21 protein-coding genes are annotated in these 24,482 nt (G+C 65.3%); 7 read left to right on the top strand and 14 right to left on the bottom strand.

Going from position 1 to position 24,482, the window contains the following annotated elements; genetic code table 11:
• Positions 1 to 149 precede the first annotated feature (149 nt).
• From AXW84_RS20875 to fumC, 9 genes are all read right to left on the bottom strand, one after another.
• Positions 150 to 1,304 (bottom strand): efflux RND transporter periplasmic adaptor subunit, encoded by a 1,155-nt coding sequence (locus tag AXW84_RS20875; protein ID WP_068237925.1) that lies wholly within the window; start codon positions 1,302 to 1,304, stop codon positions 150 to 152.
• A 36-nt stretch (positions 1,305 to 1,340) separates the two neighbouring features.
• Entirely contained in the window at positions 1,341 to 1,610 is a 270-nt protein-coding gene (locus AXW84_RS20870) for a hypothetical protein (protein ID WP_157887167.1), read from the bottom strand.
• 127 nt (positions 1,611 to 1,737) lie between these two features.
• Complete coding sequence (locus tag AXW84_RS20865) at positions 1,738 to 3,114, bottom strand: sensor histidine kinase (protein ID WP_071892386.1); 1,377 nt, start codon at positions 3,112 to 3,114, stop codon at positions 1,738 to 1,740.
• Positions 3,115 to 3,195: 81 nt separating this feature from the next.
• On the bottom strand, positions 3,196 to 3,873 hold the full coding sequence (locus AXW84_RS20860) for a response regulator transcription factor (RefSeq protein WP_068237915.1): 678 nt from the start codon (positions 3,871 to 3,873) through the stop codon (positions 3,196 to 3,198).
• 172 nt (positions 3,874 to 4,045) lie between these two features.
• Positions 4,046 to 4,537 carry a DinB family protein gene (locus tag AXW84_RS20855; protein ID WP_068237912.1) on the bottom strand — a complete coding sequence of 164 codons (492 nt, stop codon included), beginning with the start codon at positions 4,535 to 4,537 and terminating at the stop codon, positions 4,046 to 4,048.
• Between the two features lie 156 nt (positions 4,538 to 4,693).
• Positions 4,694 to 5,158 (bottom strand): DUF6970 domain-containing protein, encoded by a 465-nt coding sequence (locus AXW84_RS24115; RefSeq protein WP_068237909.1) that lies wholly within the window; start codon positions 5,156 to 5,158, stop codon positions 4,694 to 4,696.
• A gap of 111 nt (positions 5,159 to 5,269) precedes the next feature.
• Positions 5,270 to 5,671 carry a diacylglycerol kinase family protein gene (locus AXW84_RS20845; protein WP_068237906.1) on the bottom strand — a complete coding sequence of 134 codons (402 nt, stop codon included), beginning with the start codon at positions 5,669 to 5,671 and terminating at the stop codon, positions 5,270 to 5,272.
• The gene (locus tag AXW84_RS20840) at positions 5,664 to 6,251 is read right to left on the bottom strand and encodes a GNAT family N-acetyltransferase (RefSeq protein ID WP_068237903.1); all 588 of its coding nucleotides are present in this window, start codon (positions 6,249 to 6,251) and stop codon (positions 5,664 to 5,666) included. Before AXW84_RS20840 ends, AXW84_RS20845 begins: the two co-directional genes overlap by 8 nt.
• Positions 6,252 to 6,332: 81 nt before the next feature.
• Positions 6,333 to 7,739: a class II fumarate hydratase gene (fumC, locus tag AXW84_RS20835; RefSeq protein WP_068237900.1), complete on the bottom strand. Its 1,407-nt coding sequence runs from the start codon at positions 7,737 to 7,739 to the stop codon at positions 6,333 to 6,335.
• 142 nt (positions 7,740 to 7,881) lie between these two features.
• On the opposite strand from fumC, the gene AXW84_RS25245 reads away from it, so the two are divergent.
• The 5 genes from AXW84_RS25245 (at position 7,882) to AXW84_RS20815 (ending at position 15,757) form a co-directional block, all read left to right on the top strand.
• Positions 7,882 to 8,058, top strand: coding sequence for a hypothetical protein (locus tag AXW84_RS25245; protein ID WP_157887166.1), 177 nt, complete (start codon positions 7,882 to 7,884; stop codon positions 8,056 to 8,058).
• A 294-nt stretch (positions 8,059 to 8,352) separates the two neighbouring features.
• On the top strand, positions 8,353 to 10,620 hold the full coding sequence (locus tag AXW84_RS20830) for a transferrin receptor-like dimerization domain-containing protein (protein WP_068237897.1): 2,268 nt from the start codon (positions 8,353 to 8,355) through the stop codon (positions 10,618 to 10,620).
• Between the two features lie 291 nt (positions 10,621 to 10,911).
• Positions 10,912 to 12,147: a dipeptidase gene (locus tag AXW84_RS20825; RefSeq protein ID WP_236943185.1), complete on the top strand. Its 1,236-nt coding sequence runs from the start codon at positions 10,912 to 10,914 to the stop codon at positions 12,145 to 12,147.
• 86 nt (positions 12,148 to 12,233) lie between these two features.
• Positions 12,234 to 14,405 carry a S9 family peptidase gene (locus tag AXW84_RS20820; RefSeq protein ID WP_068237892.1) on the top strand — a complete coding sequence of 724 codons (2,172 nt, stop codon included), beginning with the start codon at positions 12,234 to 12,236 and terminating at the stop codon, positions 14,403 to 14,405.
• 278 nt (positions 14,406 to 14,683) lie between these two features.
• Positions 14,684 to 15,757, top strand: a complete 1,074-nt coding sequence (locus tag AXW84_RS20815) for a proline iminopeptidase-family hydrolase (RefSeq protein WP_068237890.1) — start codon at positions 14,684 to 14,686, stop codon at positions 15,755 to 15,757.
• A 38-nt stretch (positions 15,758 to 15,795) separates the two neighbouring features.
• On the opposite strand, the gene AXW84_RS20810 is transcribed toward AXW84_RS20815, so the two are convergent.
• Positions 15,796 to 16,986, bottom strand: coding sequence for an energy transducer TonB (locus AXW84_RS20810; RefSeq protein WP_068237888.1), 1,191 nt, complete (start codon positions 16,984 to 16,986; stop codon positions 15,796 to 15,798).
• Positions 16,970 to 17,626, bottom strand: a complete 657-nt coding sequence (locus tag AXW84_RS20805; protein WP_068237885.1) for an RNA polymerase sigma factor — start codon at positions 17,624 to 17,626, stop codon at positions 16,970 to 16,972. The genes AXW84_RS20810 and AXW84_RS20805 overlap by 17 nt, the downstream gene beginning before the upstream one ends.
• Before the next feature lie 112 nt (positions 17,627 to 17,738).
• On the opposite strand from AXW84_RS20805, the gene AXW84_RS20800 reads away from it, so the two are divergent.
• Positions 17,739 to 19,721 carry a vWA domain-containing protein gene (locus AXW84_RS20800; protein WP_082774024.1) on the top strand — a complete coding sequence of 661 codons (1,983 nt, stop codon included), beginning with the start codon at positions 17,739 to 17,741 and terminating at the stop codon, positions 19,719 to 19,721.
• 307 nt (positions 19,722 to 20,028) lie between these two features.
• Positions 20,029 to 21,018, top strand: a complete 990-nt coding sequence (locus tag AXW84_RS20795; protein WP_236943184.1) for a hypothetical protein — start codon at positions 20,029 to 20,031, stop codon at positions 21,016 to 21,018.
• 128 nt (positions 21,019 to 21,146) lie between these two features.
• Here AXW84_RS20795 and AXW84_RS20790 read toward each other — a convergent pair whose 3' ends face one another.
• From AXW84_RS20790 to AXW84_RS20780, 3 genes are all read right to left on the bottom strand, one after another.
• On the bottom strand, positions 21,147 to 22,718 hold the full coding sequence (locus AXW84_RS20790; protein ID WP_068237882.1) for a DHA2 family efflux MFS transporter permease subunit: 1,572 nt from the start codon (positions 22,716 to 22,718) through the stop codon (positions 21,147 to 21,149).
• 172 nt (positions 22,719 to 22,890) lie between these two features.
• Positions 22,891 to 23,991, bottom strand: a complete 1,101-nt coding sequence (locus AXW84_RS20785; protein ID WP_068237879.1) for an HlyD family secretion protein — start codon at positions 23,989 to 23,991, stop codon at positions 22,891 to 22,893.
• A gap of 71 nt (positions 23,992 to 24,062) precedes the next feature.
• Complete coding sequence (locus AXW84_RS20780; protein ID WP_068237875.1) at positions 24,063 to 24,461, bottom strand: universal stress protein; 399 nt, start codon at positions 24,459 to 24,461, stop codon at positions 24,063 to 24,065.
• Positions 24,462 to 24,482: the final 21 nt, after the last annotated feature.

The raw sequence follows: 24,482 nt of genomic DNA, 5'->3' as shown, positions 1-24,482 counted from the left end.
TACTTAAGGGAGGAGGTGCGGAAAACGCCGTCATGCTGAACGCAGTGAAGCATCTCTACAGCAGCAGTACCCATTGATTAGTAGCGCAGTAGAAATGCTTCACTGCGTTCAGCATGACAAACTGGTGTGGCCAGTAGCGTCCTGGGGCCCTACTGCACGGCCGTGGCCAGGTCCACCAGCACGGCCTTGACCTGGATTTTCTGGCCGTCGTGCAGCTCCGGGGCCCCTTCGTATACTACCCGCTCGCCCGATTTCAGGCCTTCTTTCACCACGTAGAAATCGCCCAAGCGCGTCTGCGGCACAAAGTTGCGGGTGTGCACCAGGCCGTTCCGGTCCACCACGTACACGTAGTTTTTGTCCTGAATCTCAAATACGGCCTTTTGGGGCAACAGCAGGGCCGTGGGCAGGCCGCTGGTGAGGCGCACCTTGCCCGAGGCGCCGTGGCGCAACAGCCGCTGCGGGTTAGCAAAGCGGGCCTTCAGGGCGATGGAGCCGGTGTTGGGGTTGAACTCGCTCTCGGCAGTTTCGATGTGGCCGGTGAGGGGGTATTGCTCGCCGTTGGCCAGCGTGAGGTGCACCGAATCGGGGTGCTGCTCGGGGTGCAGCTGGTGAGCCTTGTTGTAGTCCATGTAGTTGCCCTCGGCCACATCGAAGTAGGCAAATACGGCGCTTAGATCCGATACCGTGGTGAGCAAGGTTCCTTCTTCCACCACGCTGCCCATTTTGAGCGGAATGCGGTCGATGACGCCGTCGAACGGGGCCTTAACCAGGGTGTAGCTCAGGCTGAGGCGGGCGGCGGCCTCGCCGGCGCGGGCGGCGGCAATCTGGGCGTCGGCGTCGTTCACCTTGCTCGTCGAGAGCGCCGATTCAGACTTGGCAATCACGTTCTTGTCCACCAGCAGGCGTACCCGGTCGCGCTCCACGCGCACGGCCGCGGCCTGGGCCTGGGCGCTGGCCACGGCGGCGCGGGCCTGGGCCAGCTTGTTCTGGTAGGCGCTGGCGTTCAGGCGAAACAGCAGCTGGCCCCTCTTCACGGGCTTGCCTTCTTCCACGTAAATGTGCTCCAGAAAGCCCGCCACCTGGGCCCGCACCTCCACATTGCGCACGGCCTGCACATCGGCCACGTAGTCGCGGTGCAGCGATTGGCTGGAGGTTTTCAGCGTGACCACAGGCACGATGGGCGGGGCCTCAGCAGTGTCTTTTTCGGCCTTGGCCGAACAGCCGGCAAGGCCAGCAGCCAGTAGGCCAGCCGCGGCAGCCAGCGCAAATGGGCGAGAGAAGGAGCAGCGAAACAAGGAGTTCATGGGGTGAAAAATGAGCAAGCGAAAGGCCCGGGTGGCCTATTGGGCGACGGCCGTGGCGGTGGGCAGGGCCCTGGGCAGCGCGGGCCGCAGGGCCAGTAGGCTGTCCTGCTGCTGGTGGTCGGCCTGGCAGCGGGCCAGCAGCCGCTGCGTCAGGCGCAGGTCGGCTTCGGTTTCCTGGAGGTCCTCGTAGTCGGCCGCCGCCGGGGCCCGGTTATACAGCAGGAAGCCATTGAGCCCCAGCGACAAGGCCAGGGCCCCCGCCAGTAGCAAAGCCAGGAAATTCAACGACCGGAATGGATGGGGCATGGGCAGGCGGGGCAGTGGCAACTGCCCACAAAGCACCCCCCGCGATATTAAAACGGTATGAGAACCGTATTAGAAAAGATGAAAACGGGGTGAATAATTAGCACTCCGGCCCGTTGCCACCCGCTCGCTACACCGGCGTGGCCGGTAGCCACACCGTGGCCGTAGTGCCCTGGCCCACGGCCGAGGTCAGTTCCAGCCGGCCTTCGTGGCGGCGCACGATGCGCTGGGTAAGGGGCAAGCCGAGGCCGTAGCCGGGGCGGCCCACGGCGCCGGCGGCCCGGTACAGCGGCTCGTAGATGTGGCTCAGCTCGTCGGGGCTGAGGCCGGGTCCGGCGTCGCTGACGCGCACACGCAGGGTGTGGGGCCCCTCGTAGGCCAGCTCGGCCAGCACGGGGCCAGCCGAGTATTTGGCGGCGTTATCAAGCAGGTTGAGCAGGGCGGTGGTGAGCAGCTCGGCGTTGCCGGGCAGCATGAACACGTCGCTCTCGGCGGTGGGGGGTAGGGCCCCAAAGGCCAGGCGCAGCTCGCGGCCGGGGTACTTGGCGTGGGCAAAGTCCAGGGCCTGGGACAGGCATTCGTCGAGGCGCACGGGCGCAAAGGGCGGCAGGGTGCCGTCGGCCTTGGCCAAGGCCAGGAGGCTGGTGGTGAGGCTTTGCAGGTGGCGGGCAGCATCAAGCGAGTGGGCCAGGCTCTCGCGGGCGTCGGGCAGGGTGGCGTCGTAGGCCAGGGCCGTTTCGAGGGTGCCGGTGAGGGTGGTAAGGGGCGTGCGCAGCTCGTGCGAGGCGTGGGCCAGGAAGCTTCTCTGCGCCTCAAACGCCTGCTCCAGCCCAGCCAGCATGCCGTTGAAAGCGCGCGCCAGCTGGGCCAGCTCGTCGCGCCCGTTGCCCTCCGACAGCCGCCGGCCCAGGTTGGTGGCCGAAATGCGCCCCGCCTGCCGCCCGATGCGGGCCACCGGCGCCAGCGCCGCCCCCGCAAAGTGCCAGCCCGCCAAAATGGTGAGCGCCAGGGCCCCCACGTTGCCCAGCAGCAGCAGCAACCCCAACTGGTATAGCCGTGCCCAGCCCAACTGGTCGTCAGCCGACACAAAAATGGCGTACTGCTCACCCTCGTGGTTGTAGCCCAGGCCCACGGCCTCGCGCCGCGCGCCGGCCCCGAAGCCCGTGAACTGGCCCGGCCGCAGGGCCCCTAGCCGCGCCCGGTTGGGGCCCTGGTCGATGTCGTCGGCGCTGCTGTAGCGCAACTTGCCGCCGGGCCCGTAAATGCTGATCTGCTCCTCGGGCAGCGTCAGCAGGTCGCGGCGGCGCAGGCTGCCGAGCTGCCCGGTTTGGAGCTTGCCGGGCCGGATGAGCAGCCGCGCCGCCAGCGTGGCGCTGGTGCCCAGCCGGTGCTCGAAGCGTTGCGCCCGTGTGCTGGCATTGAAATAGTAGATGAACGCCGAAAAGCTGACCTGAATCGCCAGCACCACCAGCGTAAAGCGCAGCATCAGCTTGTTTCGAATCAGCATATTAGCATATGTAGCGTGGACTCTGCGAGTCCGCGCGTTTGAACGGTTAGGGCCCCCACGCGCGGACTCGCAGAGTCCACGCTACCCCTCCCGCATCACGTAGCCCATGCCCACCACGGTGTGAATGAGCTTGGGCGAAAAATCGCGGTCCAGCTTCTTGCGCAAGTAGCTCACGTACACATCAATAACGTTGGTCGTGGTGTCGAAGTCCAAGTCCCAGACGCGCTCGGCGATGTCCACGCGTGAGATGACGCGGCCGCGGTTGCGCAGCAGGTGCTCCAGCAGCGAGTACTCGCGGGTGGTGAGGGCAATGCGCTGGCCGGCGCGGGCCACGGTTTTGGCGTCGAGGTCGAGCACGAGGTCGGCCATGCGCAACTCGCGACGCTCGCCGCTGGCGGCTGCGTAGCGTTGGGTGAGGGCCCGGGCGCGCATCAATAATTCCCTGAATTCAAAGGGCTTGACCAAGTAATCATCGACCCCGGCGGCGAAGCCAGCCTCCTTGTCATCGAGGCTGTCGAGGGCCGTAAGCAGCAGCACCGGCACCAGCCGGCTGTGCGCCCGAATGCGCCGGCACAGCTCCACGCCGCTCACATAAGGCAGGTTCACGTCGAGGATTACCAGGTCGTAGGGCTGCTGCTCGTAGAACGACCAGCCCACGCGCCCGTCGTAGGCCACGGTGAGGTCGTAGCCCTCGTGGGCAAAGCCTTTTTTGATGAACGAGGCCAGCGGTGGCTCGTCTTCAACCAGCAGAATTTTCATGGGAATTAACGTACTGCCCAGCTATACGCAGGGTCCCCAAACGCGAACAGGCCGCCCCACAACTGACTGCCGGGCGGCCTGCTAAAATTGTAAAACGGCGTGGCACTCTGTTTTCACGCGCCGTTTCCGCCTTAGCAAATCCGGACTAACGGGAACGGCGTGCCACTTCGCTTTACAGCTGCGGGGCTACCTGGCCGCTTTGTTCGCGGCAATAGGTGATGAAGTCGGAATTGACGGGCTCCAGGCCACCTTCGCGCATTTTGGTGGCCACCTGGCCGCGGTGGTAGCTGGCGTGCACCACAGCGTGGGTCAGGATGTCGCTCACCTGCGAATCGAAGGCATCGCCCTGGGAATTAGAATATTGGATGTGGCGCAGCAGCTCGGTTTCGTCGGCGTTGGCGCAGAGGTCGGCAAATGCCTGCGAGGTTTGCTCGTGCCAGTAGTGCAGGCCGGCAAGGTCGTGTTCCTGCCACACTTTGAGGGGGCTGGCCGTGCCCGAAAGGCGGGCAATCCAAATGGCCTGGGCGTTGATGACGTGGCTGAAAATGCGCAGCGCGGGCTGGGGTGCCTCCTTGCCGGCAGCTACCGACGAGTCGAGGCGCCGCAGCAGCGTTTCGTTGGCCCACACGTTGAAAACGCCGAGCTTGGCGATGGTATTAATCATTTAATTAATGTGGAAATGTGGAGTGATGTGGAGATGTGAAAACGCAGTGTAATCTGAGGGTGCGAAAGTAGCAAAGTGCATGAAGGATGCCATAACAGAGGGTTTTAATGGCATCCATTTTCACATTCTTTCGCATTGTTCACGTTCCGCACATTCCTATCGTGGGTCTTGCCACACCAGTTTTTCGTTGGCCTTGCGCTTCTCGAAGTTGGCGCACTGGCCGTCGCCCTTGCCCGTGATGCCGCCGTCGGGGTGGCACAGCACGTTGCCCTTGGTGTCGTACACCGTCGATTGCTGGTCGCAGCAGGGCGCTGTTTCCCAGTACACCGTCTGGTCGTTGTACACGTAGCGGTAGATGCGCACGATGGGGTACTGCTTGCGGTGGCCCAGCGTTTCGGCGATGCGCGCCTTCAGCCACTGGGGCCGGGCGGTGGTGTCTTCGATGGCCATGCGGGCGGGCACGGGGTCCACGGTGTTGGCCGAGGTGGGGGCGGGGGTGCTATTTTCGGTGATGCTGTTGCCGTTGGGCTGGGTAGTGGGCGTGCCTACCGTCACGCGGTCGGCGCCGCAGGCAGAGGCCAGCAGCAGGGTGGCAACAAGAAAGGCAGGCAGCGGGCGCATAAGAATCGGTTGACGGCGTGAGGAGCGGGTGGGCCCCCCGAGCACCGGGGGCCCCACCCGCCTGCTTACGCCCGAGGTTGGCAATGGTTGGCGCCGCCGCCGGGGCCCGCCCTACGCATGGCCCGAAAACACCCGGGGCCCAAACACCAGGGCCCCCACCACCAGGGCCCCCAGGGCGGCCAGCAGCACAGCGCCGGCGGCCACGTCCTTGGCCCGGCCGGCTAGGGCGTGGTAGCCGGGCGAGGCCAGGTCGGTAAGGGCCTCGATGGCGGTGTTCACCAGCTCAGCAGCCCACACAGCGGCCACGGCCAGCGCCACCAGGGCCCATTCCAGCCGGGCAATGCCGTAGTAAAATCCCAGCCCCACCACCGCCACCGTAGCCACGGCGTGGAAGCGCAGGTGCAGCTCCGAGCGCAGGGCCGCGCCCACCCCGCGAAACGCGTGGCCGAAGCTGGCCACGCGCCGCCGCAGCAGCACCTTGGCCGACAGGCTCCGGGGCTGCGGGCTACGCATCGAACTCGGCAAAAACGGTGTGCCGGAGCGCGTCCCACTCGGGCCGGATGATACTGAAAATCACCGTGTCGCGCCGGTAGTTATCCTGCGTAAAGCGGTGGCGGCGCAGGGTACCTTCCTCGGTGGCGCCCATGCGGCGCATGGCTTCCTGCGATTTCTGGTTGCGGCTGTCGGTTTCCAGCTCCACCCGCTCGTATTGCAGCACGTCGAAGGCGTGGCACAGCAGCAGGTGCTTGGCCGCCCGGTTCAGGCCGGTGCGCTGAAACGCGGTGCCCACCCAGGTGTGGCCGATGCTTAGGCGCTGGTCGTCGGGCACGACGTTGTAGTAGCTGGTGCTGCCGGCCAGCTCGCCGGTGAGGCGGTCGATGATGGCGAACGGGTAGCGCTGGCCGGCTTGCCGCGCCTGCTCAGCCGCCGAAATGTAGGCGGCCAGGCTCAGCACGTCGTCGGCGCGGGTGAGGGTGTAGCGCCAGATTTCGGGGTCGAACGCCACGGCCTTGAGGGCCTCAAAATCAGCGGCTTCGAGGGGCCGCAGGCGCACGCGGCTGTTTTCCAGTACGATGTTCTTGGTATAATCCATAGCTCTGCAAATATGTCGATAAAAAAAGCCGCCCTGCCCGGGCAGGCAAGGCGGCTAAGCGAGGCGCGGGGGCCCCAGGCGCTACTTCTTAATCTCACCCACCATGTCCTCGGGCTTCAGCCACTCGTCGAACTGCTCGGCGGTGAGGTAGCCGAGCTGCAGGGCGGTTTCCTTCAGGGTCGAGCCGTTTTTGTGGGCCGTCTGGGCAATTTCGGCGGCTTTGTAGTAGCCGATGTGCGGGTTGAGGGCCGTGACGAGCATCAGCGACGAGTCGACGTGCTTCTTAATGTTGGGCAGGATGGGCGCGATGCCCACGGCGCAGCGGTCGGTGAACGACACGCAGGCGTCGCCGATGAGGCGGGCCGAGTGCAGGAAGTTGTAGATCATCAGCGGCTTGAACACGTTCAGCTCGAAGTGGCCCATCGAGCCGCCAACGGTGATGGCCACGTCGTTGCCCATCACCTGGGCGGCCACCATCGTCAGGGCCTCGCACTGGGTGGGGTTCACCTTGCCGGGCATGATGCTGGAGCCGGGCTCGTTGTCGGGGATGGAGATTTCGCCGATGCCGGCCCGGGGCCCCGAGCTGAGCATGCGCACATCGTTGGCGATTTTCATCAGGCTCACGGCCACCGTTTTCAGGGCCCCGTGGGCTTCCACGATGGCGTCGTGCGCGGCCAGGGCCTCGAACTTGTTCTCGGCCGTGACGAAGGGCAGGCCCGTCAGCTCGGCGATGTGCCGGGCCACGTTTTCGGAGTAGCCGGGGGGCGTGTTGATGCCCGTGCCCACGGCCGTGCCGCCCAGGGCCAGCTCGCTCAGGTGGGCCAGCGTGTTATTAATGGCCTTGAGTCCGTGGGTGAGCTGGGCCACGTAGCCCGAAAACTCCTGGCCCAGCGTGAGCGGCGTGGCGTCCATGAAGTGCGTGCGCCCAATCTTCACCACGTCCATGAACTCCGTGGACTTGGCTTGCAGCGCGTCGCGCAGCTTGGTGATGCCCGGAATCGTGGTTTCGACCAGAATCTTGTAGGCCGCGATGTGCATGGCCGTCGGAAACGTGTCGTTGCTCGATTGCGACTTGTTCACGTCGTCGTTCGGGGCCAGGAACTTCTGAGTGTCCGTGAGCTGGCCGCCGTGCAGCACGTGGCCGCGGTAGGCCACCACCTCGTTCACGTTCATGTTACTCTGCGTGCCTGAGCCCGTTTGCCAGACAACCAGCGGAAAAGAATCGGCCAGCTTACCGTCCAGAATCTCGTCGCACACCTGGCCAATCAACTCGGCTTTCTCGGCGTCGAGCACGCCCGCGTCGCGGTTGGTGAGGGCGGCGGCCTTCTTGAGGTAGGCAAAGGCGCGGATGATTTCCTTGGGCATCTTGTTGATGTCCTGCGCGATGGGGAAGTTCTCGATGCTGCGCTGGGTTTGGGCCCCCCAGTAAGCGTCGGCGGGCACTTGCACGGTGCCCATGGTGTCTTTTTCGGTGCGGAACTGCGTCATGGCCTCGGGGGCGGGAGTGAAAAGCGTGAGAAGAAAACAACCGGCAACGGCCGCAAAAGTAAGCCGGCAGGCCCCGCGGGCAGCCATTGGGGCCCCCGGGCCGTACACCCCGCAGTTCTCCTTTCTTAATCCTGCCCGCGCCATGAGCCAGACCGATCCAACCCCCGACCCGCACACCGAGCCGCCCGTACCCGTGCAGGGCGACGGCGTGCCCGACTACAGCAAAGTCCACATCGAAACCGAAACCGACCTGCCCACGCCTACCAAGCCCGGCGGCAGCGCCACCGAGCCCGAAAGCGGCGGCGGCTACAGCGGCTAGGGCCTCCCAGAAATTGCGTTGCTGAAAAGCGCCGTGCTGCTCCGTGTAGGAGCGGCACGGCGCTTTTTTTATGTAGCGTGGACTCTGTGAGTCCGCGACGAGCGCAGCGAGTGGGCTAGTAGCTCGTTCAATCGCTGCACTCGCTGCGCTCGTCGCGGACTCGCAGAGTCCACGCTACATAAAAAAGCGCACCAACTGCTTGAGCCAGCGTGCTATCTTGCGCGGCACTACGGCCGGAGTTTTGAGGATAAATTAGGGCCCCGGTACTTTTCTTTCCCGAAAAAAGACAGTTCTATGCTGAAACACTACTCGCTTCTGCTGGCTGCCAGCCTACTAGCCCCGGCCGCCCACGCCCAAACGGTCTCGCCGGCCGACGTCAAACCGCTGCTGGGCTTCGAGTCCGCCGCGGCGGCCGCCGAGTACCAGCTCGAAACCAAGTTCGACGCCCAGCTGAAGGCCGGCAACCTGCGGGACTGGATGAAGCGGCTGTCGGCGCACCCGCACCACGTGGGCTCGCCCTACGACAAGGAAAACGCCGACTACATGGCCGGCCTGTTCAAGAGCTGGGGCTACGACACGCGGATTGACGTGTCGTACGTGCTGTTTCCGACGCCCAAGCTGCGCGTGCTGGAGCTGGTGGGCCCCACCAAGTTCGTGGCCGGCCTTACCGAAAAGCCGGTGCCCGAAGACGCCACTTCGGGCCAGACCGCCGAGCAGCTGCCCACCTACAACTGCTTCTCGCGGGACGGCGACGTGACCGCCGAGCTGGTGTTCGTGAACTACGGCATCCCCAAAGACTACGAGGAGCTGGCCCGCCGCGGCATCGACGTGAAGGGTAAAGTGGTGATTGCCAAGTACGGCGGCTCGTGGCGCGGCATCAAGCCCAAGGTGGCCGCCGAGATGGGCGCCATCGGCTGCCTCATCTACTCCGACCCCAAAGACGACGGCTACGCCCAGGGCGACGTGTACCCCAAGGGCCCTTTCAAGCCCGAAACCGGGGCCCAGCGCGGCTCGGTGCTCGACATGCCCACCTACCCCGGCGACCCGCTCACGCCCGGCTACGGCTCGACCAAAAACGCCAAGCGCCTCGACTACCGCAAGGCCCCCACCATCACCCAGATTCCGGTGCTGCCCATCTCCTACGGCGACGCCTTGCCGCTGCTCACAGCCCTGGCCGGGCCCATGGCGCCGGCCGACTGGCGCGGGGCCCTGCCCATCCCGTACCACCTGGGCCCCGGGCCGGCGCGGGTGCACTTGCAGCTGGCCTTCAACTGGAAAACCGAGCCGGTGTACAACGTCATCGCCACGCTCAAGGGCAGCCAGTACCCGGGCGAGTGGATTATGCGCGGCAACCACCACGACGCCTGGGTGAACGGCGCCAGCGACCCGCTCAGCGGCATGGTGGCCGAATTGGAAGAGGCCAGGGCCCTGGGCGAGCTGGTGAAAACCGGCTGGCGCCCCAAGCGCACCGTCATGTTTTGCGCCTGGGACGGCGAGGAGCCCGGCCTGCTGGGCTCGACGGAGTGGGCCGAAACCAACGCCAAGGACATCCAGCAGCACGTGGTGGCTTATTTGAACACCGACAACAGCGACCGGGGCTTCCTGGGCGTGGCCGGCTCGCACACGCTGGAGAAATTCTTCAACCAGGTGGGGCGCGACGTAATGGACCCCGAAAAGCAGGTGTCCATCATCGAGCGCCGCAAAAGCCTGGATATGGTGAGCGGCACCCCCGAGGCCCAGAAGGATGCCCGCGACCGGCCCGACCTGCGCATTGGGGCCCTGGGCGCGGGCTCCGACTACTCGCCCTACCTCCAGCACCTCGGCATCCCGGCCCTGAACGTGGGCTTCGGCGGCGAAGGCGCGGGCGGCGAGTACCACTCCATCTTCGATTCGTTCGACGACTTCACCCGCTTCAAAGACCCCACCTTCGCCTACGGCGTGGCCCTGGCCCAAACCATGGGCCGCTGCGTGCTGCGCTTGGCCGATGCCGACGTGCTGCCCTTCGAGTTCCAGAACCTGTCGAACACCGTGGCCAAGTACGGCACCGAGGTGAAAGCCCTGGCCGAAACCATGCGCACCGACACCGAGAAGCAAACCAAGCTGCTGGCCGACAAGCGCTACGACCTGGTGGCCAACCCCGACCAGCCCCTGCTGCCGCCCAAGCCCCAGGCCGCCGTGCCCTACCTCAACTTCGCGCCCCTCGACAACGCCCTGGCCAAGCTCGAGCAAAGCGCCCAAGCCTACGCCCAAGCCCGCCGGGGCCCCAACAAGCTGTCGGAAGACCGCAAAAAGGAGCTGGACCAACTGCTCTACCAAGCTGAGCAGCAGCTCCTGAGCGCCGAAGGCCTGCCGCGCCGCCCCTGGTACCGGCACCAGCTCTACGCGCCCGGCTTCTACACCGGCTACGGCGTGAAAACCCTGCCCGGCATCCGCGAAGCCGTGGAAGAGCGCAAGTGGGCCGAGGCCGACGAGCAAATCCGGCGCACCGGCGCCGCCATCGAGCGCTTTGCCACCCAGGTTGACCGCGCCACCGCGGTGGCCGGCCCGGCGCCGGCGCAGTAGCCGGGGGCCCCGGGGGGGCCTGAGGGCCTTAGGTTATTAGGGTGATTGCCTTGCAAACAAGTAAATTAGGCCGTCATGCAGAGCGCAGCGAAGCATCTTTCCCGCGTAACTAATCAGGATTACCAGCGCAGAAAAGATGCTTCGCTGCGCTCTGCACGACTGGCCTGCTGGCGCTTTGCATGACTGGCCCACTAGCTGCCTGCTCCCCCGTGCCTGGCGGCCTAATTGCCGCCACGAATCCAAAAAAACAATGATGCCCGCATGCCCACCATTCGCCTCGCTCTCTTGCCGTTGCTCCTAACCCTTGCCGCCCGGCCAGCCGGGGCCCAAACGGCCGAGGCGATGCTGCAAGCCCGCGCCCGGGCCCTGCACGAGCGCGCCTTTGTGGTTGATTCGCACCAGGATACGCCGGGCAACCTCATCAAACCCGGCTTCGATTTGGCCCGCGACCACGGACCGGCAGAAGAAGCCAAGGTAGACTTCCCCAAGCTGAAGCGCGGCGGGGTAGACGCCGCGTTTTGGGCGGTGTACGTGGGGCAGGGGCCCCGCACGCCGGCTGGCTACGCTGCCATCCGGCCGGAAGTGCAGGCCCAGTTCGATGCCATCCACGCCGCCATTCGCCAGCACCCGGCCGAGCTGGCGCTGGCCACCACGCCGGCCGAGGCGCGGCGCATTCGGCGGGCGGGCCAGCGGGCCATTTTCATCGGCATGGAAAACGGCTACCCCGTGGGCCAGGACCTGGCCCTGCTCCAAACCTATTACGACCAGGGCGCGCGCTACCTCACGCTGTGCCACTCCTCCAACAACGACCTCTGCGACTCCTCGACTGACCCCAAGGGCCCCGAGTGGCAGGGCCTCAGCCCGTTGGGCGAGCGGGCGGTGCGGGAAATGAACCGCTTGGGCATGCTGGTGGACGTGTCGCACACTTCCGACTCGACGTTTTACGACGTGCTGCGGCTGTCCCGGGTGCCGGTTATTGCCTCGCACTCGGGCAGCCGGGTGCTGGCCGACATGGCCCGCAACCTCACCGACGACATGCTGCGCGACCTGGCCCGCCACGGCGGCGTGGTGCAGCTCAACCTGTTCAGCCCCTACGTGAAAACGGAGGAGAAAACGCCCGCCCGCCAGGCCGTCGAGCAGGCGTTTTGCACCAAGTGGGGCCTCAAAACCTTCCTCAACGTGTACGCCCTGCCCTCCGCCGACCGCACCCAAGCCCTGGCCGAATACGTTGTTATTGAACGCAATTACCCCGTGCCGCTGGCCAACGTGGCGGACGCGGCCAACCAAATCGACCACCTAGTGCAAGTGGCTGGCATCGACCATGTGGGCATCGGCTCCGACTTTGACGGTGGCACTGTACTCGACGGCCTGGCCGACGTAGGCGACTTCCCCAACCTGACCCTGGAGCTGGTGCGCCGCGGTTATTCGGCCCGGGCCCTGCGCAAAATCTGGGGCGGCAACCTGTTTCGGGTGATGGACGCCGTGGCCAAGGGCCGTAGCGTGGACTCTACGAGTCCGCGCGGTTGAACGGTCGCTGAACGATTACCGGCAGGACGAAGCGAGCGACGCGGACTCGCAGAGTTCACGCTACATTCAAACCGATACCTCAAATCATGAAAAAAACTACCCTTATCCTCCTGGCCCTTGGCCTCGCCCAAGCCGCCCGGGCCCAGCAGGGCCCCGAGCCGGTAAAGGTGACCGACTTGCTGAAAATCCAGCAGGTGGGCAACGTAACGCTGACGCGCGACGGGCGCCGGGCAGCCTTCACGGTGCTCAGCGTGGAGCCCGACGAGAAGAACAAGGCCGACTACAAGAACGTGACCCAACTCTACCAAGTAGGCACTGCGGCGGGAGCCCAGCCGCGCCAGCTCACGTCTTCTAGAGAAGGCGCGGGCCAGCCGGCCTGGAGCCCCGACGGCCGGCAGCTGGCCTTCGTGCGCACGGTGGATGAGAAACCGCAGGTGTTCATTATGCCCGCCGACGGGGGCGAAGCCCGCCAGCTGACGCGCTACAAGTTCGGCGCCGGGGCCCCCAAGTGGTCGCCCGACGGCCGGCAAATCCTGTTTTCGGCGCCCGTGCCGCTGCGCGAGTTGCTGCGCGATTCGGTGCTGAACGCGGCGAAGGCCGTGCCGGGCTGGTCGTTTGAAAAGCCCGGCTTCGCCAAGAACAGCCTGCTAGGCCCTGCCAAGCCCAACGCCGACGGCAACCTGGCCGAAATCCGCGCCTACCTCGACAAAGACGAGGTGGACAAGAAGGCCAAGGTGCTGGATAACCTGAACTTCCAGGACGAAAAGGAGGTGTCGGCGGAGCAGAACTACACGCAGTTTTTCCTCGTCAGCGCCACCGAGGCGGGGGCCCAGCCCATAGCGGTTACCCACGGCTTCTACCGGTTTTCGCAGGCTGAGTTCACGCCCGACGGCCAGCACCTGGTGCTGCTCGCCGCCCTCGATTCGCTGCGCCACCCCGACCGCGCCCAGGAAAACGGCCTTTACCTAACCGACCGCGCCGGCCGCCACCCGCGCCTGCTGCTGGGCCGCGACAGCACCGCGTATTCCGGCTTCCGGGTGTCGCCCTCGGGCAAGTGGCTGGCCTTCCAGCAGGAGCCCACTGGGCGCGTGGCCGTACCCACGCTGGCCCTACTACCGCTGAACGGTGGCGCCAAGGAAGTGATTACCATCCCGTTTGACCGCAGCAAAGGCGCCCTGGCCTGGAGCAGCGACGAAAAATACGTCTACTTCACGGCCCAGGCCAACGGAGGGGCCCCGCTGTACCGGGCCAACGTAAAAACCAGAAAAGTCGAAAAACTCTCGTCCGACGACACCGGCATCCTGAGCTTCGACGTGGCCCAGGGCCGGGTGGTATTTGCCCAAACTGGCGTGCGCAACCCTTCGGATTTGTTTGTGGCCGACGCCGGGCTGCGCCGGGTGCAGCGCGCCGGCACCTTCAACGACTGGTTGAAAAACCGGCAATTATCTATGCCCGAAAAGCATAGCTTCGTGAACGACAAGGGCTTGACGGTGGAGTACTGGGTGATGAAGCCCACCGCCTACCAGGCCGGCCGGAAGTATCCGCTGCTGCTCGACATCCACGGGGGCCCCGCGGCCATGTGGGGCCCCGGCGAGGCCAGCATGTGGCACGAATTCCAGTACTTCGCCGCCCAGGGCTACGGTGTGGTGTACGGCAACCCGCGCGGCTCCGGCGGCTACGGCCAGCAGTTCCTGCGCGCCAACATCAACGACTGGGGCACGGGCCCCAGCGCCGACGTGCTGGGCTACCTCGACAAAACCGTGGCCGAGGGCTGGGCCAACCCGCAGAAACTGGTAGTGACGGGTGGCTCGTACGCGGGCTACCTCGTGGCCTGGATCATCGCCCACGACCACCGCTTCCAGGCCGCTTGCTCGCAGCGCGGCGTGTACGATCTGGCCACGTTCTTCGGTGAGGGTAACGCTTGGCGTCTGGTGCCCAACTACTTCGGCGGCTACCCCTGGGAGCCGGCGGTGCGCGCCGTGCTCACCCGCGAGTCGCCCATCACCTACGTCCAGAACATCACCACGCCCTACATCATCTTCCACGGCGAGAGTGACCGGCGTACGGGCTTCGTGCAGGGTGAGATGATGTACCGCAGCCTCAAGGTACTGGGCCGCCCCGTGGAGTATGTGCGCCACCCCGGCGGTACCCACGAGCTGACCCGCGCCGGTGACAACCGCCAGCGCATCGACCAGATGCTGCGCACCTACGAGTTCTTCGAGCGGTATATCAATACTAAAGCTGTAGTGGCGCAGTAGCCCCGGAGGCCCCCTGGCGTAATTCGCGGCTACTTAAAAATAGTAAATACTTAAAAAAGAACGTCATGCAGAGCGCAGCGAAGCATCTTTCTCGCGCCAGTAATAATTAGTTACGCGAGAAAGATGCTTCGCTGCGCTCTGCATGACGTTCTTTTTCCGTGCCCAACTATCACTTCTTCCGCATCATATTTACTGGCGCGAAAAAGATGCTTGGCTGCACTCTGCATGACGTTCAACACTGACGCTAAAATCCCACCGTTTTTCCTCTTCCTTTCATTATGAAAATCCTTTCCACGCTGCAACGGGCCGCCGGGGCCCTGGGCGCCGCCGCCCTGCTCGCCGCCTGCAACCCGCCCGCCGCTACTGAAACCAGCGCCGCCGCGGGGGGCCCCAGCGCCTACTTCGCGCCCACCGAGACGGGCGTAAAAACCGGCGGCGTGCAGGTCATCCCCATCAAAAGGCCCAAGGGTACGTTCAACGTGTGGACCAAGCGGTTTGGCAATAACGCGAAAATCAAGGTGTTGCTGCTGAACGGGGGCCCCGGCGCCACCCACGAGTACTTCGAGTGCATGGAAAGCTTCCTACCCAAGGAAGGCGTGGAATTCATTTACTACGACCAGCTCGGCTGCGGCAACTCCGACAACCCGCGCGACACCGCCATGTGGAGCCTGCCGCGCTACGTGGAGGAAGTAGAGCAGGTGCGCCAGGCCCTGAAGCTCGACAGCACCAACTTCTACCTGCTGGGCCACTCCTGGGGCGGCATCCTGGCCGCCGAGTACGCCTTCAAGTATCAGAAAAACCTGAAAGGACTCATCATCAGCAATATGATGATGAGCTGCCCGGCCTACGGCAAATACGCCGACGAGGTGCTGGCCAAGCAGATGAAGCCCGCAGTACTGGCCGAAATCCGCAAAATCGAGGCCGCCAAGGATTTCAGTAACCCGCGCTACATGGGCCTGCTCGAACCCAACTTCTACGCCCAGCACCTGTGCCGCATCGTGCCCAACCCCGAGCCAGTGACGCGCGCCATGAGCAAAATCAACCAGTCGCTGTACGTCACCATGCAGGGCCCCAGCGAGTTCGGCATTTCGGGCAAGCTCACGCACTGGGACCGGGTGCCCGACCTGCCCAAGCTCTCGGTGCCGTTCCTCTCCATCGGCGGGCAGTACGATACAATGGACCCGGCCCACATGCGCATGATTGCCACCAAAGTGCAAAAAGGCGCCGCCCTCATCTGCCCCCAAGGCAGCCACATGAGCATGTACGACGACCAGGAAACCTACATGAAAGGCCTCCTAACCTTCCTCAAATCGGTGGACGACAAGTCGTTCAAAGCCGGCATGGCAATGTAAACATCTGTAGCGTGGACTCGCAGAGCCCACGCTACATGCTAAAACACCACGTCCAGCTCCACGGGCAAAGCGGCGCGGCGGCCGCCAGATACGCCAGGCACCCAGGCGGGGCCCTCGCACACCAGGCGCAGGGCCTCCGCGTCGTAGTCGGCGCGCAAGCCGCGCACCACTTTCAGGTTGCTGAGTTTACCGTCGTCGCCCACCGTGAAGCGGACCCGCACATTGCCCTTCAGGGGTGCTTCTTCGGGCACAAACTCGGTGGCGGCGCGGCGCAGCTGCTCACGCAGGGGCCCCAGGCCGCCCACCGGCGCGGGCGCCAAGGCCGGCGCGGCGGGCATAGCGCCCACCACGGCGCTGTTGGCGGGTGCCGTGAATGATAGGCGTTGCGCCACAGCGGTGCTTTCGGTGGGCACGGTGGGCACCACGGCCACGCCCGCCACGCGGCCCATTAGGGCCCTGGTCTTGGTAACTGGTGCGACCGGCGCGGCCCTGCTCATGGCTACCTCGCCCAGCGGCGCCGCTACGGAATCGGCGGCCGCTTTGGGGGCTGCCGCCAGCACTGCTACGGGCGCCGGGGCCCTGGCAGCCGCATCGTCCGCGGCCGCGCTCATATCCGCAATATTCTCGTTATCAACGCCTGCCGAAGCCTTTCTCCTGGTGGCCATGCGCTGGGTCTCGTAAGCAACGGCTGGAGCGGGCCGCCGCCTAGCAGGAGCGGCGGCCGTGGTGGCGAGCGGCTCCGACGCTTCGGTAGGGTTTGTGGCGGCGACCGGTGGCACGGGGGCCCCCGCCGAAGCAGCAGCTGCGACCGAAGATTCTGCGGCTGCGGGTGGCGCGGCCACGGTGGCTACTTCGGAGGTGGGAGCGGCCTGGTGCTGCCACTGCCACAAGCCGCCGCCCGCCAGGCCGGCCACTACGACGGCGGCCACGGCCAGGCGCGGCCAGTGCCAGGCGCTGGCGGTGGGGCGTGGGGCGGCTTCGGCGGCCACGCGGGCGTGCAGGCGGCGGCGCAGGGCGGCCAGGGCCTGGTCGGTGGTGGCAGCGTCGGTTTGGGCGAGGCCGGCGAGCACGTCGGCGCAGCGCGGGCAGTCCAGGGCGTGGGCTTCTACCTGGTGCTGCTGGGCGGGCGCGAGGGTGCCGGCCGCGTACTGGCGTAGCGTGTCGGCGGCCGGGTGGGGGCCGCGGGGGGCCGCGAGGGCCGCGGGCAGCAGGTCAGCGGCGGGGGGCATGGGCGGGAACGGCGGCCGGGGCCGGGTGGTCGGTGAGGAGACGGCGCAGCGTGCGCTTGCCGTTTTGCAGGTGGCTTTTCACTTGGCCGAGGTCGAGGCCGAGGGCCCCGGCCACTTCGTGGTACGATTTATTTTCGAGAAAAAACAGCTCCAGGCAGCGGCGCTGGCCCTCGGGTAGTTGCGCAAGGGCGTGTTCCAGGGCTTGCAGGGTGGTTTCGGTGATTGCCGCGGCTTCGTCGGCCGCCGCGGCATCGGGAAGATGCCGGGCGGCGGCCAATTCCACATCGGCCGCGTCGGGCAGGCTGATGAGCAGGGGCCCCGCGCTGGGGCCGGCGCGCTGGCGGGCGCGCAGCTGCATCAGGCAGTGGTTGCGGGCGGTGGCGTGCAGCCAGGCGGGGAAGTTGTCGGGCGCGTGCTTTTGCAGGGCCCCCACCAGGTACTCAAACAGCTGCATACTCGCGTCCTGGGCGTCCTCGTCGGGCGGGGCCAGGTAGCGGCGGCAGGTGGCAAACACCATCGGCAAGTGCCGGTCGAATAGCTCGCCGAGGTCGGCCACGTCGCCGCGCATGCGGTAGCGGGCCAGCAGCTCCTGGTCGGAGGGCGGCGCGGCGGCGGCGGGCGGGGAGCGGCGGAAAAACATCGGCCGCGGCAAGGTAGCCCGGGGCCCCTAATTTTTTTTGGGTGGCGCGTGTGCAATCCGGTCGGGCGCGGCATCTCCCCAGCAGCTTCCACCGCCTAACCCCTTCACTGCCATGAAAAACCTCCTGCTTCTGTTGCTCCCGCTGGCCCTGGGGGCCCCTGCCCGCGCCCAAGAGCCCGCCCCGCTGCCGGCCCCCGTCATCCGGCCCCGCGGCATTGTGCTGATGGACACCACTACGGCCCGGGCCATTGCCATCAGCGGCACCGTGCGCGACGGCCAGGGCCCGCTGCCCGGCGCCACGGTGCTCATTAAAGGCACCACGCGCGGCACCAGCACCGATGCCCAAGGCCACTACCTGCTGCTGGTACCGCGCAGCGGGCGGGTCACGCTGGTGTTTTCAATGGTGGGCTATACCACTCAGCAGCGGCGCGTGGGCAAAGACGTGGTCATAGATGTGGTGTTGAAGCCTAACACCCAGGCGCTCGAAGAAGTGGTGGTGACGGGCTACGGAACCGTGCGTGATAAATCCGCAAACTATAGCGTAAGCACGGTGACGATGGGCAGGGTGGCCGGCGTAGCCATCCAGCGCAGCCCCGCCGCGGCCGGCTTCTTCCCCGGGGCCCCCGCGCCTTACCCCGCCCGGCCCGAGGCTGGCGCCGGCGACACCTACGCCCACGTGGCCGAAAATGCCTTCCAAGCCGTTCAGAAAGAGCCGCTCAGCACCTTTGCCCTCGACGTGGACAACGTCAGCTACGCCAACGTGCGCCGCTTCCTCACCGAAGGGCAGCTGCCCCCGGCCGACGCCGTGCGGGTGGAGGAAATGCTGAACTACTTCCACTACGACTACCCCGCTCCCGCCCCCGCCAGCCCCGACCCCGTGCGCATCAGCACCGAGCTGGCCGTGTGCCCCTGGAACCCCGCGCACCAGCTGGCGCGCATCGGCATCCGGGCCCGCAGCGTGGAAATCAGCGCCTTGCCGCCCGCCAACCTGGTGTTTTTGGTCGACGTGTCGGGCTCGATGCAGGGCCCCGACCGCCTCGGCCTGGTGCAGGCCGGCCTGCGGCTGCTCGTGCGCCAGCTGCGGCCGCAGGACCGCGTGGCCCTGGTGGCCTACGCCGGGGCCGCCGGCCTGGTGCTGCCGCCCACACCCGGCAACCAGCCCGAGGCCATCTTGGGGGCCATTGAGCGGCTGGAGGCGGGCGGCTCCACGGCCGGCGGCGCGGGCCTGCGCCTGGCCTACGCCACGGCCCGGCAGTACTTCCAGAAAGCGGGCAATAACCGCGTGATTTTGGCCACCGACGGCGACTTCAACGTGGGCGAAAGCTCGGACGCCGCGCTGGAACAACTAATTGTGAACGAGCGCGAAAGCGGCGTGTTCCTGACCGTGCTGGGCTGTGGCCGCGGCAACCTGCGCGATGCCCGCATGGAAACCCTGGCCGACAAAGGCAACGGCAACTACGCCTACCTCGACAACCTCGCCGAGGCCCAGCGCGTGCTGGTGGCGCAGTTCGGCGGCACGCTTTTCACCGTGGCCCAAGACGTGAAGTTGCAGGTCGAGTTCAACCCCGCCCGCGTGGCCCACTACCGCCTCGTGGGCTACGAAAACCGCTTACTGGCCGCCGAAGACTTCAACAACGACCGCAAAGACGCCGGCGAGCTGGGCGCGGGCCACATCGTCACGGCCCTCTACGAACTGGTGCCCACGGGGGCCCCGCAGCCGCTGGTAGACGGCCTGAAGTACCAGCACCAGCCCGCAGCCACCGCGCCCGGGGACCCCAGCGCCGACGTGCTCACCGTGAAGCTGCGCTTCAAGCAGCCGCAGGGCCACACCAGCCAACTGCTAACGCAGGCACTCACGGGAACTGCCGCACCCGTGGCGCAGGCCTCGGCCGATTTCCGGTTTGCCGCCGCCGTGGCCCAGTTTGGGCTGCTGCTGCGCCAAAGCCCGCAGGCCGGCACCGCCACCTGGGCCGCCACCGCCGCGCTGGCCGCCGGCAGCCGGGGCCCCGACGCCGACGGCTACCGCGCCGAGCTGGTGCGCCTCGTGGGCCTGGCCCAGGGCCTGAGTGGCGCCGGGGCCGTGGGCGTGCGCTGAGCCGGGGGCCCATAAGAAGGCCCCGCTGCGCTGGCAGCGGGGCCTCCGGAATAAGGCACCAGAATAAAACACGTGAATGGCCGGGCGGTGTGATTCCCAGCAGATAGGTAGGGTCCCTAGTTTCAAAACCGTGCCAAACTGCGGGAAAGCGCCCTAGGGCCCGTTGGGGGCAGTTTTGAAACTGGTGGGCCCGGGTGGGGACCCGCCGCCGCCCACCGCCGGGGCGCAAAACGCGCTTACCTTTGAAGCGTCTTTTGCCTCCCTAACCGATTTTTGTTCAGTGTTTTCATCGAAAGTTTTCGGCCCGTTGGCCGCCTGCGCTCTGCTGGCCGCCGGGGCCCTGCCCGCCTGCCAGAACCGCCCCATCGAGGGCGAGAAATCGGCGACTGAGGCTTCAGCCGTTGCGCCGCCGGCGGCCGTCGACACCATCAAAATCAAGCGGTTGGCCTTGCAGCGCGATTCGCTGAAGGCCGACAGCATTGCCCGCAAAACCGGGCAGCTGCCGGGGGCCATCCTGCCGGGCCACCGCATTGTGGCGTTTTATGGCAACATCCGTTCAAAAGGGATGGGCATTCTGGGCCGCGAGCCCAAGGCGCAGATGATGCGCAAGTTCGACAAGGTGCTGGCCGAGTGGCAGGCCGCCGACCCCAGCCTGCCCGTGATGCCGGCGCTGCACAGCGTCACCATCACGGCCCAGGGCGCGGCGGGCTCCGACGGCAAGTACCGCCTGATGAACTCGAAAAGCACGATTGAGGAAACGCGCGCCTGGGCCAAGGAGAAAAACGCCATCCTGTTCATGGACGTGCAGGTGGGCCTGAGCGATTTGCCCCACGAGCTGCCCAAGCTGACGGAATACCTCAAGGACCCGACCATTCACCTGGGCATCGACCCCGAGTTTGCGATGCAGACCAAGGGCGTGCGGCCGGGCAAAAAAATTGGTACCTACGACGCCAAGGACGTGAATTACGCCATCAACTTCCTGGCCCGCATCGTGAGCGAAAACCACTTGCCACCCAAAATTTTGATGGTGCACCGCTTCACCCAGAACATGCTCACAAATTACAAAAACATCAAGCTCGACCCGCGCGTGCAGGTCATCATGGACATGGACGGCTGGGGCGACCCGACGCTGAAGAAAGATTCCTATAAGGCCTACGTCGAGAAGCAACCCGTGCAGTACACCGGCTTTAAGCTGTTCTACCAGTACGACATCAAGCCCAAAGGTTCGCACCTGATGACGCCCAAGGAAGTGCTGACCGAGCTGACCCCGGTGCCGCTCTACGTGCAGTACCAGTAGGGCCCCGGGGCCCCGCCGCACACCAAAAGGGCTTCCCGCTAAATGCGGGAAGCCCTTTTTATATCCTAGTGAATCGTCACCTAATTAAGCCACGTACAATAGCTTAGGCAAATTGCGGGCCACAAAAATTAGTGAGCGGCGTTAAGGTCCATTTTTTCGTTCGCCTTGCTGCGCTTAATGAGGAACACCAGCGGCAGGCAGGCGATGAAGAAGAACCCCAAGCCCGTGAATACCTGCCCGTAAGTGATGATGGACACCTGCTTCATCAAAATGCCTTCGAGGGCGGCGTAGGCCTGTTGCCGGGCTTGCTCCAGCGGGAAGCCCCTCGCCATGAAGTTCTGGGTGAAGGCCTGGATGCGCTGCACGGTTTCGGGGCTGTAGAGCGAGATGTTGGGCAGCAGGGCCACGCGGTTGGCCTGGATGCTGCGCTCGAGGTACGTGCCCACGATGGCCACCCCAAACGAGCCGCCGAGCTGGCGGATCATGCCGGTGAGGCCCGCGGCCTGGCCCGCGTCTTTGCCCTGCAAGCCCGCCAGGCTCATGGTGGTGATGGGCAGGAAAATCAGGCCCAGGCCTACGCCCCGCGTGATGAGCGGCCAGAAAAAGTCGCTCTCGCCTGCCGTGGGCGTGATGCGCGCGGCAATCCAGAAAGTGAAGAAGAAGAAAATGGTGAAGCCCAGCGGTATCATAATCTTCTGGGGCACGCCGTTTTGCAAGGCCTTGCCAATGATGGGCATCATGAAGCCCGACGCCAGGGCCCCCGGCAGCAGCAAAAAGCCGGTTTGGGCCGCCGTGAAGCCCAGAATGCGCTGCGTGAAAATTGGAAACACAAACACCGAGGCGAACAAGCCGAAGCCCAGCACGAACGACAGGAAAGCACCCACCGCCAGGTTGCGGCTCTTGGTGAGCACGCGCAGGTCCACGATGGGGGCTTTGGCCGTGAGCTCGCGCCAGATGAAGCCCACAATGCCGGTAGCCGACAGCACGGTGAACAGGACGATAGTGGAGTCGTCGAACCAGTCGTTGGTTTCGCCCTGCTCCAGCACAAACTGCAGCGAGCCTACCCCCAGAATCAGCAGGCCGATACCGGCCCAATCAATTTCGCGCAGGGGCCGGGGAATGGCATTTTTGATGCGCTCGGGGTCGCGAATGAACAGCAACGTGAAGATGCCGGCCAGGATGCCCACGGGCACGTTCACATAGAAAATCCAGGGCCAGTCATAGTTGTCCACGATGTAGCCGCCCAGCGTGGGCCCGATGGTGGGCCCGATGATGACGCCCATGCCGAACAGGGCCTGCCCCAGCGGCAGCTGCTTGGGCGGAAACGTGTCGATGAGGATAGCCTGCGACGTGGCCATGAGCGCGCCGCCGCCCACGCCCTGCACGAAGCGAAACGCCACCAGCTCCCACAAGTTGGTGCTTTGCCCGCACATGATGGAAGCCAGCGTGAAAATGCACACCGACACGAAAAAGTAGTTTCTGCGCCCAAATTGCTCGGCCAGGAAGCCGGTCATCGGAATCACAATCACGTTGGCGATGCCGTAGGAGGCCACCACCCAGCTCACTTCCTGCTGCGTGGCCGAGAGGTTACCCATCATTTGGGTCAGGGCCACGTTCACGATGCTGGTGTCAATCAGCTCCAGCAACACGCAGAGGACCACCGTCACGACGATGATCCACTTGGTAAATCCGGTTTCCATAGTATAGGGCTATTGAATAAGTATCGGCGCGTGGCCGCCTAATCTTTTGTAATCCTGAGCACCGCGAAGGACCTAAGGGCAGAAGAACAGCGGGCCACAATTCGTTTGCTACTTACCGTTTTATTCTTCTCGGGTCCTTCGCGGTGCTCAGGATGGCAAAAGATTAGATAAACTATTTCACCTGCACCACTGCGTTCACGCTCATGCCGGCGCGCAGGGGGTGCTGGGGGTCTTCTTGGTCAAGCACAATTTTGACGGGCACGCGCTGGGTCACTTTCACGAAGTTGCCGCTGGCGTTGTCGGGGGGCAGCAGGGCGAAGCGGGCCCCCGTGGCGGCCGATAGCGACTCGACATGGCCTTGAAATTCTTCATGGGGGTAAGCGTCCACTTCCAACTTCACTTTTTGGCCCACTTTCATTTCTTCCAGCTGGGTTTCCTTGAAGTTGGCGATGACCCAGGTTTTATTGCTCGATACCAAGCCCAGCAGTTGCTGGCCGGGCCCTACTACCTGGCCGGGCTGCACGTTTTTCTTGCTCACAACGCCGTTGGCGGGCGCCACGAGCGTGGTGTAGCTAGTCTGGAGCTTGGCGTTGTCGAGGTCCGATTGGTGCTGCTTCACCACAGCCTGCGCCACGGCAATTTGCTGCTGGGCCGCCACCACTTGCTGGCGCGCCACGTTCACCTGGTCCTGGGCGGTGCTTTGCTGCGCGGAGGTCATTTTCAGGTTGGCCGCTACGGCGTCGTAGTCACTCTGTGGGATGATGTCGTCTTTGCGGAGCTTCACGCTGCGCGCCAAGTCTTGCTGCAAGCGCGCCCGGCTGGCCGCGCTCACGCCGATGGTGGTTTGGGCGGTGCGCACGTTGGCCTGGGCCGTGCCCACCCCGGCGCGGGCGGCTACTACCTGGGCTTGGGCCGCCACGAGGGCCGCCTCCATGGCGTTCACACGCTGCTGGTAGTCCGACTTGTCGATGGTTACGAGCGTGTCGCCCTTCTTCACCACTTGGTTGTCGTTAACAAATACCTTGATTACCGGGCCCGACACGCGGGGGATGATGGGGTACACGTCGCCTTCGACCGCGGCGTCGTCGGTGCTTTCGTGCGCCTTGGCAAACTGGTAGCGGTTCCAGCCATAGAAGCCGGCGGCCAGCAGCACCACGGCCAGAATAACGAATACGAGGGGGTTGCGGCGCTTGGGGGCTTCAAGGGGCTCGGCGCCGGCCTCGGGTGCCGCGTCGGGCGCAAATGTGTTTTGGGGAGCGGTGGAGGTAGCCATTGGGGATAAACGTTAAACGGTGCGGAAAAGGCTGGTGTAGAAAATTTTGGATGGGGCCCCGGGGCCCCGGGCTACGCGGCGGGGGCCCGCACCAGTAGCGTGGGGCAGGGCGCGGTGCGCAACACTACCTCGGCGGTGTTGCCCATTAGGAAGCGGGTGAGGCCGGTTTGGCCGTGGGCCCCGATAACAATTAAGTCGGCGTGGCGGCGGCCGGCTTCGGCCACTATTTCAGGGGCGGCCTCGCCCTGCACCGTGCCCGTGCTCACGTGCGGGGCCCCGGCCTGCTCGGCGGCCAGGCGCAGGCCGGCCAGGCGGTCGGCCCCGGCGGGCGGGGCGGCGTCCTGCGGCTCGCGCACGTGCAGCAGGAGCAGCTCGGCCCCAGTGGCCGCGGCCAGGGCCGCCGCATAAGCTACCAGCCCCGGCGTCGCGGCCGAAAAATCAAGCGGGCAGAGAATGGAGGTGAGGGTCATTTTTTAACGGGAGACGTGAAA

The sequence above is a fragment of the Hymenobacter sp. PAMC 26628 genome, from assembly GCF_001562275.1.
Taxonomy (GTDB): Bacteria; Bacteroidota; Bacteroidia; order Cytophagales; family Hymenobacteraceae; genus Hymenobacter.
The sequence above is the reverse complement of the archived record's forward strand: the minus strand, read 5'-3'. Positions and strand labels throughout refer to the sequence as shown.

Coding starts and splice junctions, on each gene's coding strand:
- AXW84_RS20830 (WP_068237897.1), top strand. CDS start 8,353: ATGCTGAAACACTACTCGCTTCTGCTGGCTGCCAGCCTACTAGCCCCG.
- AXW84_RS20875 (WP_068237925.1), bottom strand. CDS start 1,304: ATGAACTCCTTGTTTCGCTGCTCCTTCTCTCGCCCATTTGCGCTGGCT.
- AXW84_RS20810 (WP_068237888.1), bottom strand. CDS start 16,986: ATGCCCCCCGCCGCTGACCTGCTGCCCGCGGCCCTCGCGGCCCCCCGC.
- AXW84_RS20820 (WP_068237892.1), top strand. CDS start 12,234: ATGAAAAAAACTACCCTTATCCTCCTGGCCCTTGGCCTCGCCCAAGCC.
- AXW84_RS20840 (WP_068237903.1), bottom strand. CDS start 6,251: ATGGATTATACCAAGAACATCGTACTGGAAAACAGCCGCGTGCGCCTG.
- AXW84_RS20780 (WP_068237875.1), bottom strand. CDS start 24,461: ATGACCCTCACCTCCATTCTCTGCCCGCTTGATTTTTCGGCCGCGACG.
- AXW84_RS20860 (WP_068237915.1), bottom strand. CDS start 3,873: ATGAAAATTCTGCTGGTTGAAGACGAGCCACCGCTGGCCTCGTTCATC.
- AXW84_RS20785 (WP_068237879.1), bottom strand. CDS start 23,991: ATGGCTACCTCCACCGCTCCCCAAAACACATTTGCGCCCGACGCGGCA.
- AXW84_RS20815 (WP_068237890.1), top strand. CDS start 14,684: ATGAAAATCCTTTCCACGCTGCAACGGGCCGCCGGGGCCCTGGGCGCC.
- AXW84_RS20790 (WP_068237882.1), bottom strand. CDS start 22,718: ATGGAAACCGGATTTACCAAGTGGATCATCGTCGTGACGGTGGTCCTC.
- AXW84_RS20870 (WP_157887167.1), bottom strand. CDS start 1,610: ATGCCCCATCCATTCCGGTCGTTGAATTTCCTGGCTTTGCTACTGGCG.
- fumC (WP_068237900.1), bottom strand. CDS start 7,739: ATGACGCAGTTCCGCACCGAAAAAGACACCATGGGCACCGTGCAAGTG.
- AXW84_RS25245 (WP_157887166.1), top strand. CDS start 7,882: ATGAGCCAGACCGATCCAACCCCCGACCCGCACACCGAGCCGCCCGTA.
- AXW84_RS20855 (WP_068237912.1), bottom strand. CDS start 4,537: ATGATTAATACCATCGCCAAGCTCGGCGTTTTCAACGTGTGGGCCAAC.
- AXW84_RS20805 (WP_068237885.1), bottom strand. CDS start 17,626: ATGTTTTTCCGCCGCTCCCCGCCCGCCGCCGCCGCGCCGCCCTCCGAC.
- AXW84_RS20865 (WP_071892386.1), bottom strand. CDS start 3,114: ATGCTGATTCGAAACAAGCTGATGCTGCGCTTTACGCTGGTGGTGCTG.
- AXW84_RS20800 (WP_082774024.1), top strand. CDS start 17,739: ATGAAAAACCTCCTGCTTCTGTTGCTCCCGCTGGCCCTGGGGGCCCCT.
- AXW84_RS24115 (WP_068237909.1), bottom strand. CDS start 5,158: ATGCGCCCGCTGCCTGCCTTTCTTGTTGCCACCCTGCTGCTGGCCTCT.
- AXW84_RS20845 (WP_068237906.1), bottom strand. CDS start 5,671: ATGCGTAGCCCGCAGCCCCGGAGCCTGTCGGCCAAGGTGCTGCTGCGG.